At 55.7% G+C, this 16,612-nt stretch carries 14 protein-coding genes; 4 read left to right on the top strand and 10 right to left on the bottom strand.

The window, feature by feature from the left end; genetic code table 11:
* Positions 1 to 21 precede the first annotated feature (21 nt).
* From VFA76_12465 to VFA76_12455, 3 genes are all read right to left on the bottom strand, one after another.
* The gene (locus VFA76_12465; GenBank protein HZR32652.1) at positions 22 to 1,077 is read right to left on the bottom strand and encodes a class I SAM-dependent methyltransferase; all 1,056 of its coding nucleotides are present in this window, start codon (positions 1,075 to 1,077) and stop codon (positions 22 to 24) included.
* A 184-nt stretch (positions 1,078 to 1,261) separates the two neighbouring features.
* Positions 1,262 to 2,770, bottom strand: a complete 1,509-nt coding sequence (locus VFA76_12460) for an AsmA-like C-terminal region-containing protein (protein HZR32651.1) — start codon at positions 2,768 to 2,770, stop codon at positions 1,262 to 1,264.
* Between the two features lie 282 nt (positions 2,771 to 3,052).
* Positions 3,053 to 3,451, bottom strand: a complete 399-nt coding sequence (locus VFA76_12455) for a hypothetical protein (GenBank protein ID HZR32650.1) — start codon at positions 3,449 to 3,451, stop codon at positions 3,053 to 3,055.
* Positions 3,452 to 3,585: 134 nt separating this feature from the next.
* Between VFA76_12455 and VFA76_12450 the strand changes: the two genes are divergently transcribed.
* Entirely contained in the window at positions 3,586 to 4,527 is a 942-nt protein-coding gene (locus tag VFA76_12450; protein ID HZR32649.1) for a universal stress protein, read from the top strand.
* Positions 4,528 to 4,589: 62 nt separating this feature from the next.
* Here VFA76_12450 and VFA76_12445 read toward each other — a convergent pair whose 3' ends face one another.
* Positions 4,590 to 5,312, bottom strand: coding sequence for a Crp/Fnr family transcriptional regulator (locus tag VFA76_12445; protein ID HZR32648.1), 723 nt, complete (start codon positions 5,310 to 5,312; stop codon positions 4,590 to 4,592).
* 246 nt (positions 5,313 to 5,558) lie between these two features.
* Here VFA76_12445 and VFA76_12440 point away from each other — a divergent pair, with 246 nt between their 5' ends.
* Positions 5,559 to 5,807, top strand: a complete 249-nt coding sequence (locus tag VFA76_12440) for a hypothetical protein (protein ID HZR32647.1) — start codon at positions 5,559 to 5,561, stop codon at positions 5,805 to 5,807.
* Between the two features lie 26 nt (positions 5,808 to 5,833).
* On the top strand, positions 5,834 to 6,937 hold the full coding sequence (locus tag VFA76_12435) for an alcohol dehydrogenase catalytic domain-containing protein (GenBank protein HZR32646.1): 1,104 nt from the start codon (positions 5,834 to 5,836) through the stop codon (positions 6,935 to 6,937).
* Positions 6,938 to 6,973: 36 nt separating this feature from the next.
* Here VFA76_12435 and modA read toward each other — a convergent pair whose 3' ends face one another.
* The 6 genes from modA to VFA76_12405 all read right to left on the bottom strand — a co-directional run bounded on the left by modA (position 6,974) and on the right by VFA76_12405 (position 14,140).
* Positions 6,974 to 7,765 carry a molybdate ABC transporter substrate-binding protein gene (gene modA, locus VFA76_12430; protein HZR32645.1) on the bottom strand — a complete coding sequence of 264 codons (792 nt, stop codon included), beginning with the start codon at positions 7,763 to 7,765 and terminating at the stop codon, positions 6,974 to 6,976.
* A gap of 193 nt (positions 7,766 to 7,958) precedes the next feature.
* Positions 7,959 to 9,416, bottom strand: coding sequence for a glycosyltransferase (locus tag VFA76_12425; GenBank protein ID HZR32644.1), 1,458 nt, complete (start codon positions 9,414 to 9,416; stop codon positions 7,959 to 7,961).
* Complete coding sequence (locus VFA76_12420; GenBank protein ID HZR32643.1) at positions 9,413 to 10,648, bottom strand: HEAT repeat domain-containing protein; 1,236 nt, start codon at positions 10,646 to 10,648, stop codon at positions 9,413 to 9,415. Before VFA76_12420 ends, VFA76_12425 begins: the two co-directional genes overlap by 4 nt.
* Before the next feature lie 97 nt (positions 10,649 to 10,745).
* Positions 10,746 to 11,984, bottom strand: a complete 1,239-nt coding sequence (locus VFA76_12415) for a tetratricopeptide repeat protein (protein HZR32642.1) — start codon at positions 11,982 to 11,984, stop codon at positions 10,746 to 10,748.
* A gap of 105 nt (positions 11,985 to 12,089) precedes the next feature.
* Positions 12,090 to 12,752, bottom strand: a complete 663-nt coding sequence (locus tag VFA76_12410) for a cation transporter (GenBank protein HZR32641.1) — start codon at positions 12,750 to 12,752, stop codon at positions 12,090 to 12,092.
* A 5-nt stretch (positions 12,753 to 12,757) separates the two neighbouring features.
* Positions 12,758 to 14,140, bottom strand: a complete 1,383-nt coding sequence (locus VFA76_12405; protein ID HZR32640.1) for a radical SAM protein — start codon at positions 14,138 to 14,140, stop codon at positions 12,758 to 12,760.
* A 332-nt stretch (positions 14,141 to 14,472) separates the two neighbouring features.
* Between VFA76_12405 and VFA76_12400 the strand changes: the two genes are divergently transcribed.
* Positions 14,473 to 16,599, top strand: coding sequence for a M13 family metallopeptidase (locus VFA76_12400; GenBank protein HZR32639.1), 2,127 nt, complete (start codon positions 14,473 to 14,475; stop codon positions 16,597 to 16,599).
* Positions 16,600 to 16,612: the final 13 nt, after the last annotated feature.

The raw sequence follows: 16,612 nt of genomic DNA, 5'->3' as shown, positions 1-16,612 counted from the left end.
TTCAGTCGCGTTGAAGCCCTTTCAGGGCCGAGCTTCGTAAACAATATTAAAGGGCGTTTCCGTCGCGCGGCGAAAACGACTGAAACCGGCTGAGGTTACGACATCCCGGATGCGCGCCTCTCCAGATTGCGCCCCCAGGCAGAGGCCCACCTCCTGCGATCGCGAAGAGGGTGTGCACAGCAGCGTGGAGAATGAGTAGTAAACCCTGCCCACAGGAGTCAGATTGTCTTTTAAGTTGTCGTTTGCGAATGGTTCCACGATCATCCAGGTGCCATCACTCTTTAACGACTTGCGAACGTGGGCGGCTGCGCCTTTCGGGTCTCCCATGTCGTGCAGGCAGTCGAAAACCGCGACGAAATCGAAGTCTTTTCCGGGATAGTCTTTCGCTTTGGCCACTTCAAATTTGACCCGGTCGGCAACCCCTTCGCGCTTGGCGGACTCGCGCGCGCCTTCAATTGACTTGTCGTGGTAATCGAATCCCACGAATTGCGACTTGGGAAATGCCTTAGCCATCAGGATCGTGGAAGCACCTTTTCCGCAACCCACATCGGCCACTCGCGCGCCGGCTTCCAGCTTCTTCTTAACGTCTTGGAGCGCTGGGATCCAACTGTTCACCAGGTTGGCGGCGTAGCCGGGCCGGAAGAACTTCTCGCACCCATGAAACACATCGTCATGATGCTCGTGCCAGCCCATGCCTGCTCCGGTGCGAAACGACTCGGCGATTCGTGGAACGGCTGCGAGAGAACCCAGAGCCAACTGGAATGCGCCGGGCAGATATGCCGGGCTGTCTTCCTTTGCCAGGGCGAAGGCCTGTTCCTCGCTGAGACTGAACTTGTCAGTTTTCTCGTCGTAAGTGACGTAGCCGCCTGCCGCTTGCGAAGCCAGCCATTCGCGCACGTAGCGCTCATCAGTTTTGGTTTTCGCCGCAAGTTCAGCAGATGTCATGGGATGGCCAGCCAGGGCTTTGTAAAGTCCCAGCTTCTCCCCGATAACCACCATGCCGGTATGTACCGCGGCACCGAGGTCGGTGACGAACCGCCCCACAAATGCATTGAGCTTATCCATGTCGAGCGCCATAAAAGGCTCCTTCTCTCTATTAACTCTGTCGCAAGGGAGATAATTTTAGCGCAGCTCGGCGCATATTACTTTTAGTCCGGGATATGAGTGGCAGCAGGGTAGGTGACCAACCTGCCCATCGCAAGAAGCTCCACGAGTTGGCCAGCTGCGCTTCCGGAGTTTGCAATCCGGGTAGCAGGCATGGCTATGGCTCGTGGGAAGAGGCCCGCTTTTCTTTCTGAGGAGTAGAAGAGACATGATACGAAGGGTGATGGTAGGTGCCGGTAATGCTGATGGGGAAGGGAGCGCCGGGACGGTTGTTGTTGAGGAATGGGTCGAGCGCTTTCACCAGAAAAGATTTAACACCAGAGGTAGCCTGGGACAATTTGGCCTGCATTCGCAGAATCCCGTGCAGATTTACGCGCTGACTGAGCAAGTCATAGGTGCCGTGCATCTCCGCATCCGCACCGGGAACCTTGAAGGACAAGTTCGTAAGTTTTGCAACCCCATCATTCACCACGACATGGCCCTTGAGGTCGGAGACGACATCGGCGGGATCTTCCACCTCGGCGTGTCCGCGCGCCCGTTCGCTGAGTTGATCCATTTGCTGTTGAGTTGCCGGTTTAGTGAAGCGCGCGTCGTCAACCCCGAAGTCGCCTTGTAATTGCAACTTTCTGAGAAACGGCTTTTGTCCAGGAGGAATCGTAGCATCGGCCTTGAGGCTGACCACACCAGACAATGGCGGCTTAGGCGATCTGACGATCAGAAACAGAAGATCTTGTATTCTCCCTTCGCGAACCATCAAGTTGAGTGACGCAGTCTTTCCTTTTTCGCCGGGGCGACCCTCGATATTGCCATGGGAGATAACGTCCGTATTCCAAAAATGCGCATTCACATCCTGAAGTATCACGTCCCCGTTGGTGGCATTCACTGAGGCACGAAATTGCGTGGTTAGCCGCACACGATGGTGATTGCGGGTCAGCTCGAAGGCGGGTACGTCGGTGGCGCCTTGAACACCTAAATTTCTCATGGTTCCTTGAAACTTGCCGTTGGAGGAAAGCACGCCGGCTATGCCCTTGAAGACGCCCAGGTCGGCGCGCTTGAATGAATACTCACCCGTAACCGGAGCCTGTGCAGGATTCCCTATCCAAGGTCCTAAATTGCCGCGGGCAACCACTTCCCCGGGCGGGGTGGGGATCAGTAGGGAAGTCGAGAAGGGCATGGCTCGACCGGTGCCCCAGTTCTGCATACTAAATTGGTGAATCGCGAACCTTATTGGCGGCTTATTGGGATTGTGAGACGTGAAATCCAGCAGCGCGTCATTGGTGAGCATCTGCCCGATCTCCAATTTATTGTTTGAGCTCTGCTGTGCGGCGCTGGTCGCTTGAGGTCGGGAGCTGCTGCTTCCCAGGGGTGGCACAATTATGCGCATTCCTTCGGCGCGAAGAACCGATATGTAATGAGTAAGAAGGCCAGTGTAAGTTCCCTGGACAACGAGTCGCCGGATGGTAATCAGCGGCGGAGTTTGAGGGTCTAGACTGCGCCGAAAGGTCAACCCTTCGGCGATGCATCCGGGATGCGGAAAAAATGTTTGTTGAAAACTCCTGATCTCTACCCTGCTCGCGGTTGCATGCGCAAGATCTTTTACTACTCGTTTGCGAGTAAAGGGCCACTTTTGGCTGAGCGTGATAGTCGAGACAGCAACAACTGCCATGAGGGCGCCTGCGAATATCAAGAGCCAGGTTTTTGTGCGGGTTCGACGGGATGACCTTGGGACCAAAGATATATACCCTGACCGGCTGGATTGCGGAGACGCATTGGTGTTGGGAAATCCCATGGAACAAATTTAGACTTCCCCTTAGATGTTGTGGAGTAGCAGTAGATGCCAGCTGAAAGAAGGTTGCTGTGGATCGGTGAGTGATCGCCAACAACTCAGGCATCCGGTTTGTGGGGCAAAAATCCGGCGCGCCGCCTTTAAAGAACTCGTGGTGCTCAATCAGGCTCGCGCAACTGATTGGCATTGGGACGCGGCGGGTGAGTCTTCCTCTTCAAGCCGCTTAATAGAGTTTCGCAGCCACTCTCGCAGGTTCTCTTCCAGCTCTGCCTGCGTGCCCCAGGCGTGAAGCGAGTCCACGGTCTGCCCACGATCATTCAGCGGAATGAAATGGCAGGGACGGGATTCCGCGCGGTGCTCAGCAGGGACGAAGTGCATCAACGTGCACTCGTTGCAAGGATGCGGTCGAGACGGGTCGTTAAAATTCAGGCAGATCGGCGAATCCACGAAAGTTACGGTGGGCCTCCAAGGTGTCCGCGTGGAGCGGCCGTAGCCTCCGTCTTCTAGAAAGCGCAGCTCGAACTTCAGCATATCTAATACTTGCTTCTGGCTATTATTCATGACGCACCTCGGACGACTTCAGCCTATTCCAGAGCGAACAATCTGGTTGTGATGGATATCACGGCGCGCGGTGACAGCTCGCACCGTTGCGGAATGAACAACATGCGAGGCTAGACGCGATCAGGAGGTGCTCCGTGGAGCTTTTGGAACAAAAAACGAGCAGCAGCGTCGCGATAAAAAACGTCCTTTTTGCCACCGATTTTTCGGCCGCGTCCAGCGCGGCGTTACCCTATGCAATCGCGATATGTCAGCATTACGAGAGCATGCTGCACGCGGAACACGTGATGTTTCCGCAGGCACTGTTTGTCGCACCAGAAGTGACCGACCCACAGGTGATTGACAGCATGTATGAGAGTGCGCGCCTGAGGGCCGAAAAGGAAATGAAGCGTTTGGGTTCCCACTTATCCGGCGTTCCGCATCGTCTTCACCTTGGGATCGGGGACGTCTGGGAAGTGCTCGCGGAGACCGCTAGAGCCAACAATATTGATTTGGTAGTAGTGGGTACGCACGGGCGCACAGGAGTCGAGAAGATTGTGATGGGCTCAATTGCGGAGGACATCTTCCGGCACGCGCGCTGCCCCGTACTGACGGTTGGCCCAAAGATTTCGGGACGCTCCAAATCGCGCGTGATCTGCGGAACCGGTGGGGATTGTTCGCCGATTGATATTGAGTTTCGCCAAATTGTGTTTGCGACGGATTTTTCTCCGCACTCACTGGCCGCGGCACCTTATGCAGTTTCGCTGGCCCAGGAATTCGGGGCGCGCCTCACTTTGCTGCACGTATTGGACTACAAAGTGGCTGGACCTCGACCAGCCGTGATTGAACGAACTGTAAACAGGCTCACTGATCTGGTCTCAGAAGAAGCGGGTTTATGGTGTACCCCAATTCCGATGGTGAAATTTGGTGCGGCGGCGGATTGCATTTTGGAGACCGCCGCTGATCGTGGGGCGGACCTCATCGTAATGGGAGTGCGGCCGGCTACCGGATTGAATGGAGCTGGGACCCACCTTCCCTGGGCGATAGCTCACCGGGTGGTCTCGCTGGCCAATTGTCCGGTGCTGACGATCCGCGGCTGAAGCTTGGTGTTGTGGGATCTGAGTGGTTACCGAAAGGGCGTGAATGTTCCGATGTTCACGCCCTACGAATTTACCAGCTTCTCAAGCGCCGCGCGGTTGCGAATAACCAGAGTGGAGCCCTTTAACTGAATCAATTGCTTCTTCTTGAGTTCAGTGAAGCTGCGGGTCACGGTTTCACGTGAGGAACCTATCAATTGCGCAATCTCTTCATGGGTTAGCGTGACTTTCACACGCTGCTCCAGACCCTTGGTTTCCGCGTTCTCTGACCATTCCAGGAGCAACTTGGCCAGCTTCTCCGAGGAGGTATGAGATAGGCCAAGAGAGCGAATTTCAGTATATGCAGAGTAATAGTTGTTGCTGAGTTCCTGCGCCACCCGCAGGGCTACCTCGCCATTCTCCTTAAGGAAATGAAGAAAATTATTGCGTTCCACAAAATTGGCTTGTGCCGGCCCCAAGGTCTCAGCGGTAACCTCATAGGGGCGTCCCGAAACGCTTGCACTCAGTCCAAGCACCTCGCCGGGCTCCGCAATCCTGAGGATGAGGCTGCGGCCATCCGCTGCCGATGTGGAAAGTTTGGCGCGGCCGCTACAAAGAATAAAGATGCCCCGGGCGTTCTGGCCTTCTACGAACAGAACTGCCCCTTTGGGATAGGTTGCGCTCGACTTAATTTTTTGCAGGTTCTCCAGTGCGGTGCGCGAAAGACTACAAAAAAGAAAGTCTTCTCTCGATTTGCAGGTCACGCAACTATCAATGATGGGCAGTCCGTAGGGCGATTCCGCGGGCATATGTCTGTCGCCCCATAATATACCCTTCTTCCATTTAGGCAAGGTACACGCAAATATCTGAATTTAGTGGAGTTGTAGCTTGTGTACCCCGTATCTCTGGTTGCCGCCTTTGTGCTGCTTGTGATGCGAATAGCCGGCACATAAGGGTTTCCCAAGAGGCTACCTTCCCCGAATCTCTTTGTGACGGGGGTCACAACCCCGGGTGATACCCCCCACGGTGCTTCCTGTTATGCGCGAGCAAGAATCATGACTGAAGACAGAGGTGAGCGAATGTCGAGCGAGGGAACATCAAAGAAGACAGAGGCGATTATCGTCCGCGAACTGGATGCAGACGTGTTTCATAAGCGGGTCATAAGCCTGGAGGACAAGGGCTACGTCGCGCGTCGCGAAACTTACCGAATCCTCGCCGATATGAATCCCGAAAACGGCATCATCACTCATGTCTACAGCATAGAAATGTACAAACAAAGTGATGACCGTGCTGCAGCTTCTTAAAACGCCAACCGAAGGGAGGACAGACAATGGCAACACTTACGGCACCATCTTTCTTACCGCGCACTCCTAAAAGTGGTTCAACCATGAAAGCATTGGTATTCCGGGCAGCCAATCAGATTGGGTTGGAAGAAGTACCCATTCCACGAGCGGGTTATGGCGAAGCAGTAATTCGCGTGACCCTGACCACGATTTGCGGCACTGATCTTCATATTCTTCGAGGCGAGTATCCGGTAAAGCCGGGCTTGGTGCTGGGCCACGAGCCGGTAGGCATTATCCATGAACTGGGGCCCGGCGTGAGTGGCTACGAAGTCGGCGACCGCGTGCTGGTGGGAGCAATCACACCATGCGGGCAGTGCAATTTCTGCCTGAGCGGCAAATGGTCGCAATGCGGCGGACCTCTGGGCGGGTGGAAGTTTGGCAATACCATCAACGGTGCTCAGGCCGAATTTCTGCTGGTTCCCCATGCCCAGGCGAATCTCGCCAAAATTCCCGACGAGCTGAGCGACGAGGAAGTGGTTCTGCTGGCCGATATAGCATCCACGGGATTTTCGGCCGCAGAAACCGGGGATGTGAAGATAGGCGACACGGTGGCGGTTTTTGCCCAGGGCCCGATCGGGCTATGTGCTACGGCCGGAGCACGGCTTAGAGGCGCCAGCACCATCATTGCGGTGGAGTCGGATCCCACCCGAATTCAGATGTCTCGGCGCATGGGAGCTGACTTCGTGCTCAATTTCCTTGAAGTGGATGTGGTGAGCCAAATCAAGAAGCTGACCGGCGGAGGCGTGGATGTGGCTATCGAAGCGCTCGGTACACAACAAACCTTCGAAAGCGCTCTCAGGGTGTTGAAACCTGGAGGAGTTCTTTCCAGCCTTGGCGTCTATTCCGGCAAGCTCTCACTTCCGGTGGATGCCTTTCACGCCGGCATTGGCGACCAGAAGATCGTCACCACCTTGTGCCCGGGGGGCAAAGAGCGGATGCGTCGCTTGATGGAAATTGTGAGACACCACAGGGTTGACTTGAGCCCACTGCTGACTCATGTTTTCTCCCTCGACCAGGTTGTTGAAGCCTACAGCTTCTTTGGGGACCGCCAAGATGGGGTGATCAAAGTGGCAGTGCGGCCGTCGCTTTGAAGGTAGATGTTGAGAAAGTGAAAAGGCCGGAACGGGTCAATTGGCCACTGTTCCGGCCTTTGGCACTACAAATCCATACACCTGCATTAGTCTTGCAATCTCCGGTTTCTTCAAATAAGCGAGAAACTGCTGCGCTACTTCCTTATGGTGCGAGGACTTCAGAGTCACGCATACCTGTTCGATCGCCGGATACCATGACTCGGGAATGAGCCAGTACTTCCCTTTTCCCTGCATTGCCGGCGCCAGGACCAATGAGAGGGCGACGATCCCAACGTCCGCGTTACCCGTTTCGACGAATTGAGCCGCTTGGGAAATGTTCTCACCCAGCACCAGCTTGCGCTGGACCTGTTCGTAAATGCCTTCGTGGCGTAGCGCAGCTACGGCGGCTCGACCGTACGGCGCATGTTGAGGATTAGCTATGGCGATTTTGGAAATCGCGCGCTCCAGAACCAGCTTTAGACCATGGTCCACAGCAACATTGGAACCTTTCCGTGCCCAGAGCACAATATTGCCATTGGCGTAGTGATAGAGCGTCCCCGGCTCGACCAGGCCATCAGTTTCGAGCTGCCGGGGATAACCGATGTCGGCAGAGAAAAACATATCGAAAGGGGCGCCATTTTTAATTTGATTGGTGAAGTTCCCGGAAGAACCGAAGACCAGCTTTATAGAGTTTCCGGTGTCCTTTTCGAACCTGGCGGCGATGTCTTTGAATGCGAACTGCAGGTCGGCCGCGGCGGCAACCGTGATCTCTTCTGCGGCGGCCGAGGTCAGGAAGAACACGACCAATGCGAACGCGCACAGCCTGGAGATACGAGGAAAAGCCATCATGCAGTTCACCTCAAAACTTATAAAGTAGATCGAGCTGGAAGCGCTTCAAAGGGACACTGCTGGCCTCGCTTCAGGCCGGGGCCAGGGCAGCGCTCTGCAGATTACTGTCGAGCGTGCAACCGCGCGTTGCGCCATATTCTGCCAAATTAACAAAACCGACAGCCCGCTGCCTCCACGGTGGTGCGCTACCCTCTTATTGAGGAACAACCGTACTTGCCTCTGCCTCGTGGGACTGAGCTCTGGCGGAGCCGGTCTCGCCAAAGCCGACACGCCTGACCTGCTTCCACACCACATCTCCTCGCCAATACTGCCACAGACCTTGCATACGCCAGAACATCTGCAGCTGCCGGTACGGGAAGTATTCGAGAAAACAAAACATTATCAGCAGAGCGACGTCCCGCTTGCGGTTGTACCGACGATAGGTAATTTCTTCCTGCAATACCGCGCCCACAGATATCAGCGAGCCGAAGGTATAACCAAAGATCAGAAATTGCAGAAAAAAATGGATGCTCATGACTCCAAGCAACGCTGCTGTCAGCATGCTGGCATAGCCGACCAACTCAATAATAGGAGCGGCCAATTCAAAGAGCCATTGGTAGGGCATGGCGATCCAGCCCAGCCTGCCAAAACGCTTGCGAAATAGCATGTCGCGGTTTTGTAAGAGCACGTCATACAGGCCCTTATGCCACCGGGCGCGTTGCCGAGCCAGAGATCTAATGTCCGCAGGAACCTCGGTCCAGCAAACCGGATCGGGAACGAAGGGAATTTTATAGTCCACGCCCTGATCGCGCATCAGGCGGTGAAGGCGAACCACAAGGTCAATGTCCTCTCCGATCGCGCTGTGCCGATAACCGCCCATTTCGACGATAAAATCGCGCCGAAAAACCCCGAACGCACCGGAGATGACGGTCATCATGTTGTAGAGGGCCCAGCCCTCGCGGCCAATCAGGAAAGCACGCAGGTACTCAATGACTTGCAGAATTTCCAAGGGCCGTCGCGGGAGTTGCACCGTCGTCAGTCGGCCGCGCTCAACTAACGAGCCGTTCAGCACCCGGACGACGCCGCCCACGGCAGCAATCTGGCTGGGGCGAGAGAAGACGCCGCCCATCATGCGCAGCAACGCATCCTTTTCCAGCAAAGAGTCGGCGTCCACTACGCATACATAAGGACTCGAGGTGGCGTTCAGACCGGCATTGACCGCATCGGCTTTGTTCCCGCCGGATTTTTTGTCAACCACGAGCAGACGACGGTCTACGGTACTGATGTAGAGGGCATGAACTTCCGCGCAACGCACCTCCGGAACGTATAAGAGGTTCGCCTTCCTCAACTTGAAATGTTCTTGCACCTGCTTCAACGTGCCATCGGTCGAGCCATCGTTGATTAAGACTATTTCAAGCTCTGGGTAATCAATTCCCAGCAGCGAGCGAATGGATTCAACTACGCACCCTTCCTCGTTGCGCGCAGGCACCAGAAGAGCGATGGGCGGAGTGAAGGGAGAACGGTCTACGTGTTCGAGCTTGAGGCTGGCCAGACGACGTTGATGCATGATGTTGGCGCTGATGGCACTGACCAGCAGGAATAAATAGGTGAGGTTTGTAAACAAGTAATAGCAGAACAGCGCCAGGTTGATGGCGTTCAACAAGGCAATCATTGCGACACTACTTCCTCGAGCTTTTGCCAGCGCAAATTCTTCTTGAGCTTCTCGGCGCCGGTGCGAAGCGCTTCGACCAGCATTTCGTTTGCCCGGTGCGCCGTAGTGGAGTGCCGCAATTCGACAAGCAGTTTTTCGTAAATGTCCGATCGTTCCAATTCGGAAATCATCGCCTGCAGGGCATATTGGTCCTGGGTTGCGATCACATTGTGAAGGATGTAATCCAGCTCCGCTTCAAACTTCACCAAGGCAGCCGCGGCCCGTACGCGTATGCTGCGGTTGCGGTCGCAGAGACAGCGGACCAGGGCCGGAATGGCACGTGAATCCTGAATTGCGCTGAGCGCGGCGACTGCGCGCAAGCGTACCTCCCATTCGGGATCGGCGGAGAGCACGGACAACACAGGAAAAGCAGATGCAGGATCGGCGCTGGCCAGAGCGCGAGCGGCGGATGCACGTACCTCAGGGAGAGGATCGCAGGCCAACATCAGAAGATCGTCACCGATTTCGGGGGTGGCCAACTCGGAAACTACGCGCGCTAGTATTTCGCGAGGCTTACCCTGGGCCCGGCGAAGGGGCGGCAGCAGGACTGAAAGCTTACTGCGGGAGCACCGCAATAAGGCATTCTGCAACGGGATTTCGGGGACCGTCAGTGTGCCATCGGGTTCAACCGCACCAGTGAGCAGATAATCCACGGCTTCAGGAAGACCAATCTGCCCCAGTCCGCGCACTGCCGCCAGGCGATTTTCGGCATTGGGATCGCGTAAAGCTTCAGCCAGAGCAGCAATCGCCTCGGGAGCGCGCGTACGCCCCAAAGTGGTGAGCGCCTCGCGTCTCTCCCAGCCTTTGCGAGTGCGCGATTCATGAATGCGCATTTCCAGAAGTCCGGAGGAACGCAGGCAGGAGATCAGCGGCGCCGCCTGGTCGTCGGAGGTAGCATCAAGGGTATCGAGCAGAATTTGTTCAACGATTTTGCGGTCGAGATATTTGAAGAGCCACGTCCGAGGCGGAACCACACCCGAAACAATCTGCGGCCATTTATTACGAATGACTAAAGCGCGAGCATTGCGGATCCGAAAAAATAGAGCGCGGTAGAGCCGCCTTAAACAGATATAGACAAGCAGGGCGGCAATTGCCCAGAGCGAGGCCACAATCGCTCTGACCACCAGCCCGGCGGGGCCAAGGCGGTCAATCCAGCGAAAAAATACTTCGATGGCTAAAGGCAGAGCTGGCATCCTACGCTGATCGTAGGGTCAAGTGTGCACGCCAGTAAGGTAACCAAGGTAATTCAAGACCCCTTTGTAACCTGTAAGTTAGGAGGTAACTTTGCCGCTAGAAACGAATTCCGTAGCTGAATCCGATGCTGATGGCGGAGCGCGCCTGGGAACGGTCCTGGCTGGCTACGAAGCCCGTGATGTCCTGATGGCTGGTGAGCTGCAAACGGCTACCGCCGCCGATGGTACGTGCGGCAAAGCGACCGATCTGGTCCGCCTGGGCGAAATTCTCGCTGCCCACGGCGTAGAAGAGATTCGCGGTAAGCCGCGACTGGAGGGGAAAACTGAAGCGCGACGCACCGGACACCTGCCAGCCAGCGGCGCTATTTGAAAAATGAGACCGGGCCGGAGAAACGGCGAATGACCAGGTAGTGTTCCCCGGAAGGTACAGCATCGCTGTGGGCGAAAACACCAATACGCGAGCGCCGGAAAACCAGTACCAGTGCTGGCCATAGCTGGTTTCAACCGCACGAATCATCGAATTCCTTCCCAGTTTCCAGCCGTGGCCGAAGTCGAAAAAGGCTTCGCAGCGCGGTATCACCGTCTGGTCATGAGCGATGGCGCCGCCTACAGTGAGCGCGTTGGCGCCGGGAAGCCGGCGCGTAACGCTGACCATGAACTTGCCAGCATCCTCGCCATAACGCTGATACGAACTGCCGGAGAAGCTAGTCGCCCAACGAGATGTCCACTGAGAACGCAGACTAACCGTCTGTGCCTGCGCCGTGTCCGTGTAATTGAAGAAGTCGGTGTCGTTACCTATGCGCAGCTCGTGGCGTAGTTCTGAGCTTAGGCTAGCCAGACCTGTGGCAGCATCTTTATTCTGCTGATCCAATCGCAATGCGGCGCGAAAGTCTTGTCGAGCTTCGGACGGCCGCCCTAGTGACCGCAACACGCGAGCGCGGTGAACGAGAACGTCAGGGTTTGAAGGCTCCAAAGAACAAGCGTGATTGAGTAACGGCAGCGCCTCCGCGGAACGCTGCTGCCATGCCAGAACGTCTGAAAGGCCAATCAGGATTTCCACGTCATCCGGCGAACTCTGAAGCACCAGCTTGTATTCGGATTCGGCGGCGTGCCAATCGCCGTTCCAGGCGTGCAATCGTGCGCGCCACCCTACGGCCTCAAGATCGTGGGGAGCGTCTTTGAGACGCTGATCCACAATCCCAGCAGCAGCGGTTAGATCGTGCTTTTCGACACGCTCACGAACGCGGCTCTGCCAGTCGGCAGCGCTTTGCGCCGATGACGGTAGTGCGGCGGCCAGCGCCAGAAGCGTCCCGAAAAATAAGAGGCGTTTGAACATGAAACGAGCCTGTACCCGCAGGGATTTTAGGTAGTCGGGGAGGAAAGGGTTAGATAACTAGGGTAACGGCATGCCCAATTGCTGGGTGAGCTATGAGCCCAGCATTTAACCAGAACAGCACGTTTGGGCCTTGAGGCCTTGAACACCTTCGCGCGCAATTAGCGGGACCATCAGCAATCCGCCAAGAGGGTCTGCCCACCACAATCCGAAAGCGGCGTTGAGCACCAAACCCACGAGAAGAATCGCCGAGAGATAGGCGCAGAATTCAGCCTGCTTGGCGTCTGCGCGCATGGCTAGGCTGTTAAGAGAGGTGCCGACCTGTCGCTTAGCGCGGGCGAGCAAGGGCATGATTAGAAGAGAAATACAGGCCAGAACAATACCAGCGATACTGTGCTCGGCAGCACGTCGGCCTAAGAGGTCGCGGGTAGATTCATAGGCGATGTAAACCGCCAGCACAAGGAAGCAAACACCGACACTGCGCAAGGCGAGACGTTCATTGTGTTCGCGCCGTTCTTCATCCGCGTCCACGGACATGCGCCACAGCAGCACAACACCCGAAGTCACTTCGATGAAGCTGTCAATTCCGAACCCGATCAGGGATATGCTGCCGGCGAGCGCACCTGCCGTGACTGCTATCAACCCTTCAACACTGTTCCAGGCAAGCGTGAAGTATTCCAGGAACTGACCACGTCTGGCCGAGGTTTCTCTGCTGGATATCGCATCATCAGCCATGCCTGATGATAATTCAGGGCTGGCTGATGACAGCAATACCGTTAGTCGTCGAAGCTGCGGGCTCCATCCTGGAAACCGTTCTTGGCTTGCTTCCAAAGCCATTTAATGACACGAGCATCGTTGTAGCAGTACGCCAGATTATGATTCAGCGTAGAAAAACAGTGCCGCTGGCAGGTGCTTTTCATGTCGGTCAGCTGACCGCGATCGAACTTCGGCCGGTCAATGTTTCCCCAGTCGAAGGTGGAGGCATACATGGGAAAGCAAGGCGCGACTGTGCCGTCAGTGCGGATGATCACGTTGTTCTGGCCGGCACGGCAGTTCCACTCCGCGAAATGCAGCTCACCGTCGGCGTCTTGCACGATGCCCGGCATGGAAGCAAGCACTTGTTTGCCATGGCCATTACTGTTGCTGCCGTCGCCATTCCAGCCATACTTTTCTAAGTCAACGCCGGAAGACATGCGCATGAAGGCCTTGATTTCCTGAAGTCGCTGCACGGAGTTCACCATCTGGTAGCCGGACTTGTTTTTCTCGATTAGCCAATCCACCAGAGCATCTATGTCGCGCCAGTCCTCCGGACGGATGTAGGTGGGATTGTCGGAAAGATGCTTGAAATGATCATCCTGTTCGAGCATCGGGGTCTCGTTGATGTGGTAGTCGGTGGCTACTCGGTGGTCGTGGGCGTATTCCGTGAGCATGCGTATGTCTTCGGTGTTATTGCGACAGATGTTCATATTAAAGAACACCAGGTACTCATAGACATATTGCTTGCGCAGCACGTACTCGAGGTTCTTTTGCGCCGGAACAAGGGCCTTCGGGAGGCTGGGTTTAAGGTCCCATGAGTCCATGGCGAAGTTGAAAACCGCAACCCCGGCGTCGCCTAAGCGATCGGTGACATCGGGACGGAGTAGGCGGCCATTTGTCCCGATATACACCCAGAAGCCCTTCTTTGCCGCGTAGTAAACAACCTTGTGGGCGAATTGCGGTCGCAGCAGAGGCTCCCCACCCATCAACGCAAGAACGCGGCAGCCATGATCATGGAGCCAATCAATGGAGCGGCGCGCCACATCTTCGGTCATGCCTTTCACTTTGTTGTCGAATGCCCAGCAATACCAGCAATCCAGGTTGCACTTGTACTCGAGAAAGAGGTACGAAGTAATCGGGTGGAAGTCCCCGGGCAACACCCGCGACCGCACATAGGGCAATAACCACCCACGAGCAGCGCCATAGATTCGTTTTGCGTCCCATGTGCGCCGCTCAGGAGGAGTATCGGGGCCGGGATCACTCAGTCGCTCCGGGAATCGCGGAAAGACCGGATCCGGAAGCCTCATTCCTTTCGCCGCGGCTGGCGACGGCGGAGTGGGAGTTGAGTTCATCAGGAGATCATGAATGGCAACATCAATGCGAAACTTGGCGGGGGAAGCCATGGCGAGATACCTCCGAAATACGTGATGCTCGAAGACTCTCAGCGGAACACAAACAATTTAGGGCTACGGCGCGTAAAACCGGTTTATTTTATGTCAATTGCACGGCTAGTATGCAATACACCAGAAGCACTATAAGCTGTGTTTTTGTTTAGTTTTGGACCAATATTTCCACAGGGCGATTCGCAATTGAAGGCCGTGCTCCAGGACCGTATTCACATTTGGAACTCCCTTACGAAAATAACATTTTGTTGTGACAGGCCGCTGGTATTCAGGGCCGAAGATTTTGCGTCAAGCACGGATTACAGTGTAAGTTCTTTTTGCCAGAGGTGAACATGCGCAGGTATTTGACAGTCGTTATCTTGATTTTTTGCTTCGCAGGCGCCGCGTTATCGCAAGGTGCGGGAACCGGTTCGGACAATGCTGCTGTGGCGAAGACTAATGGCGCAGCAGAGCTCCCTAAGCTGGAGAAGTTTGATCGTTCGCTGCTGGATGCCAGCAAGGATCCATGCACAGATTTCTACCAGTACACGTGCTCCAAGTGGGTGGCGGCGCATCCGATTTCGTCGGACATGCCGGTGAGCAGCACCGAGCTGCCATTATTCCTGTACAACCAGACCATCCTGCGCAATGCGCTGGAGGCAGCTGCTGCTAACAAGCAGGCGACCGGGAGCGAGCGCCAGATCGGTGATTACTGGCAGAGCTGCATGGATGAGTCCGGACGCAACGCCAAGGGAAAGACGTGGCTGCAGCCGCACCTAGGCCAAATTGCCTCGCTGAAATCCAAGAAGGACCTGCCGCGCGTGCTCGCCTACTTGCACAGGAATTTTCCTGCGAGCTGGGCAATGTGGAATGAGGACGACAATGGCACTAAGGCGCCTATTTTCGGCTTCGGCCCGGCACAGGACCTGAAAGATGCCTCCTTGATGGTTGCAGGGGTGGATCAGGGCGGGATGGCGCTACCCTCGATTGACTATTACCTGGATGGGTCGCCACAGATGAAGTCGTTGCGCGACAAATATATACAGCATGTTCAGAAGCTGCTGGTACTTGCCGGAGAACCCTCGGACCGTGCAACCGCGGACGCGAAAACGGTCCTGGAGATCGAGACCGCTTTCGCCAAAGCTTCCATGGATAACGTCACCCGGCGCAATCCAGAGAAGATCTACAACAAGCGCAGCTTGCAAGAGCTCAAGACCGCAGTGCCGGATTTTGGTTGGGACGAATATTTGAAGCTGATGGGCACACCCAGTGTCCCCTTCTACATCGTGAGCACTCCAGGTTTCCTGACTGCGGTTGAGCAGCAGATCAAGACCCGCTCGGTGGAAGACTGGCGTGCTTATCTGCGGTGGTGGATGGTGCACCGCGCGGCACCGTATCTGGGAAACGACTTTGAAGGGACTAATTTTGAATACTTTGGCACCGCGCTATCGGGCACCCCACAGATGCTGCCGCGGTGGCGGCGCTGTGTGGGATCGGCCGACCGGTACCTGGGCGAAGCCCTCGGCCAGGCCTACGTGAACATTGCTTTTCCTGCTGAGAGCAAGCAGCGCGCCAACGAGCTGGTAGGCAGGATCCGCCAGGCGCTGGTGAGCGAAATCAACGATCTGGATTGGATGAGCGATCAGACCAAGAAGCAAGCTCTGATTAAGCAAGAAGCCACCCTGCAGAAGATCGGCTATCCGGATAAGTGGCGCGACTATAGTTCGGTGAAAGTTGTCGCCGATAACTATCTCTCGAACGTGAATGCGGCTACCGGGTTCGAGGAGCACCGTCAAATCAGCAAAATCGGCAAGCCGGTGGACCGTACTGAATGGACCATGACTCCTTCAACCATCAACGCCTATGAAGACCCGCAGATGAACACCATCAACTTCCCTGCTGGTATTTTGCAGCTTCCATTTTTTGGCGGGGACCAGGACGACGCCTCAAACTACGGTGCCATTGGGATGGTGATCGGCCATGAGGCCATCCACGGCTTCGACGATCAGGGCCGCAAATTCGACGCTCGAGGCAATCTGCGCGACTGGTGGACCCCCGAAGACAGCAAGCGCTACGACGAAAAAGACAAGTGCATTGTGGACCAATACACGCAAGATATCCCCGAATATGGCGTGAAGCAGAATGGCAAACTGACCGCCGGCGAAGATACCGCTGATAACGGCGGCTTGCACCTGGCGATGCTGGCCTTGGAGGACAAATATAAGTCGATGGGTAAGTCTCTCGACAGTGCCGAGGCAGACGGACTGACACCTCGGCAACGGTTCTTTCTAGCCAACGCCTTCAGCTGGTGTTCGGATGTGCGTCCTGAAGCAGCGCGCAACCAGGTGATTACCAATCCGCACTCGTTAGATCGGTTCCGGGTAAATTGGCCGATGTCGAACTCGCCTGAATTTCAGCAGGCGTTTGGGTGCAAGCAGGGTCAACCGATGGTGCACGCCACGCAATGCCGGGTTTGGTGAGGTGACGATTTAG

Source organism: Terriglobales bacterium, assembly GCA_035651655.1.
Taxonomy (GTDB): domain Bacteria; phylum Acidobacteriota; class Terriglobia; order Terriglobales; family Acidobacteriaceae; genus DASRFG01.
Note: the sequence above shows the minus strand (reverse complement) of the source record. Positions and strands in the feature narration are given on the sequence as shown.

Excerpts from the sequence above, each read along its gene's own strand:
- VFA76_12465 (HZR32652.1), bottom strand. The coding sequence starts at position 1,077 with ATGGCGCTCGACATGGATAAGCTCAATGCATTTGTGGGGCGGTTCGTC.
- VFA76_12460 (HZR32651.1), bottom strand. The coding sequence starts at position 2,770 with ATGGCAGTTGTTGCTGTCTCGACTATCACGCTCAGCCAAAAGTGGCCC.
- VFA76_12455 (HZR32650.1), bottom strand. The coding sequence starts at position 3,451 with ATGAATAATAGCCAGAAGCAAGTATTAGATATGCTGAAGTTCGAGCTG.
- VFA76_12445 (HZR32648.1), bottom strand. The coding sequence starts at position 5,312 with ATGCCCGCGGAATCGCCCTACGGACTGCCCATCATTGATAGTTGCGTG.
- VFA76_12440 (HZR32647.1), top strand. The coding sequence starts at position 5,559 with ATGACTGAAGACAGAGGTGAGCGAATGTCGAGCGAGGGAACATCAAAG.
- VFA76_12435 (HZR32646.1), top strand. The coding sequence starts at position 5,834 with ATGGCAACACTTACGGCACCATCTTTCTTACCGCGCACTCCTAAAAGT.
- modA (HZR32645.1), bottom strand. The coding sequence starts at position 7,765 with ATGATGGCTTTTCCTCGTATCTCCAGGCTGTGCGCGTTCGCATTGGTC.
- VFA76_12425 (HZR32644.1), bottom strand. The coding sequence starts at position 9,416 with ATGATTGCCTTGTTGAACGCCATCAACCTGGCGCTGTTCTGCTATTAC.
- VFA76_12420 (HZR32643.1), bottom strand. The coding sequence starts at position 10,648 with ATGCCAGCTCTGCCTTTAGCCATCGAAGTATTTTTTCGCTGGATTGAC.
- VFA76_12415 (HZR32642.1), bottom strand. The coding sequence starts at position 11,984 with ATGTTCAAACGCCTCTTATTTTTCGGGACGCTTCTGGCGCTGGCCGCC.
- VFA76_12405 (HZR32640.1), bottom strand. The coding sequence starts at position 14,140 with ATGGCTTCCCCCGCCAAGTTTCGCATTGATGTTGCCATTCATGATCTC.
- VFA76_12400 (HZR32639.1), top strand. The coding sequence starts at position 14,473 with ATGCGCAGGTATTTGACAGTCGTTATCTTGATTTTTTGCTTCGCAGGC.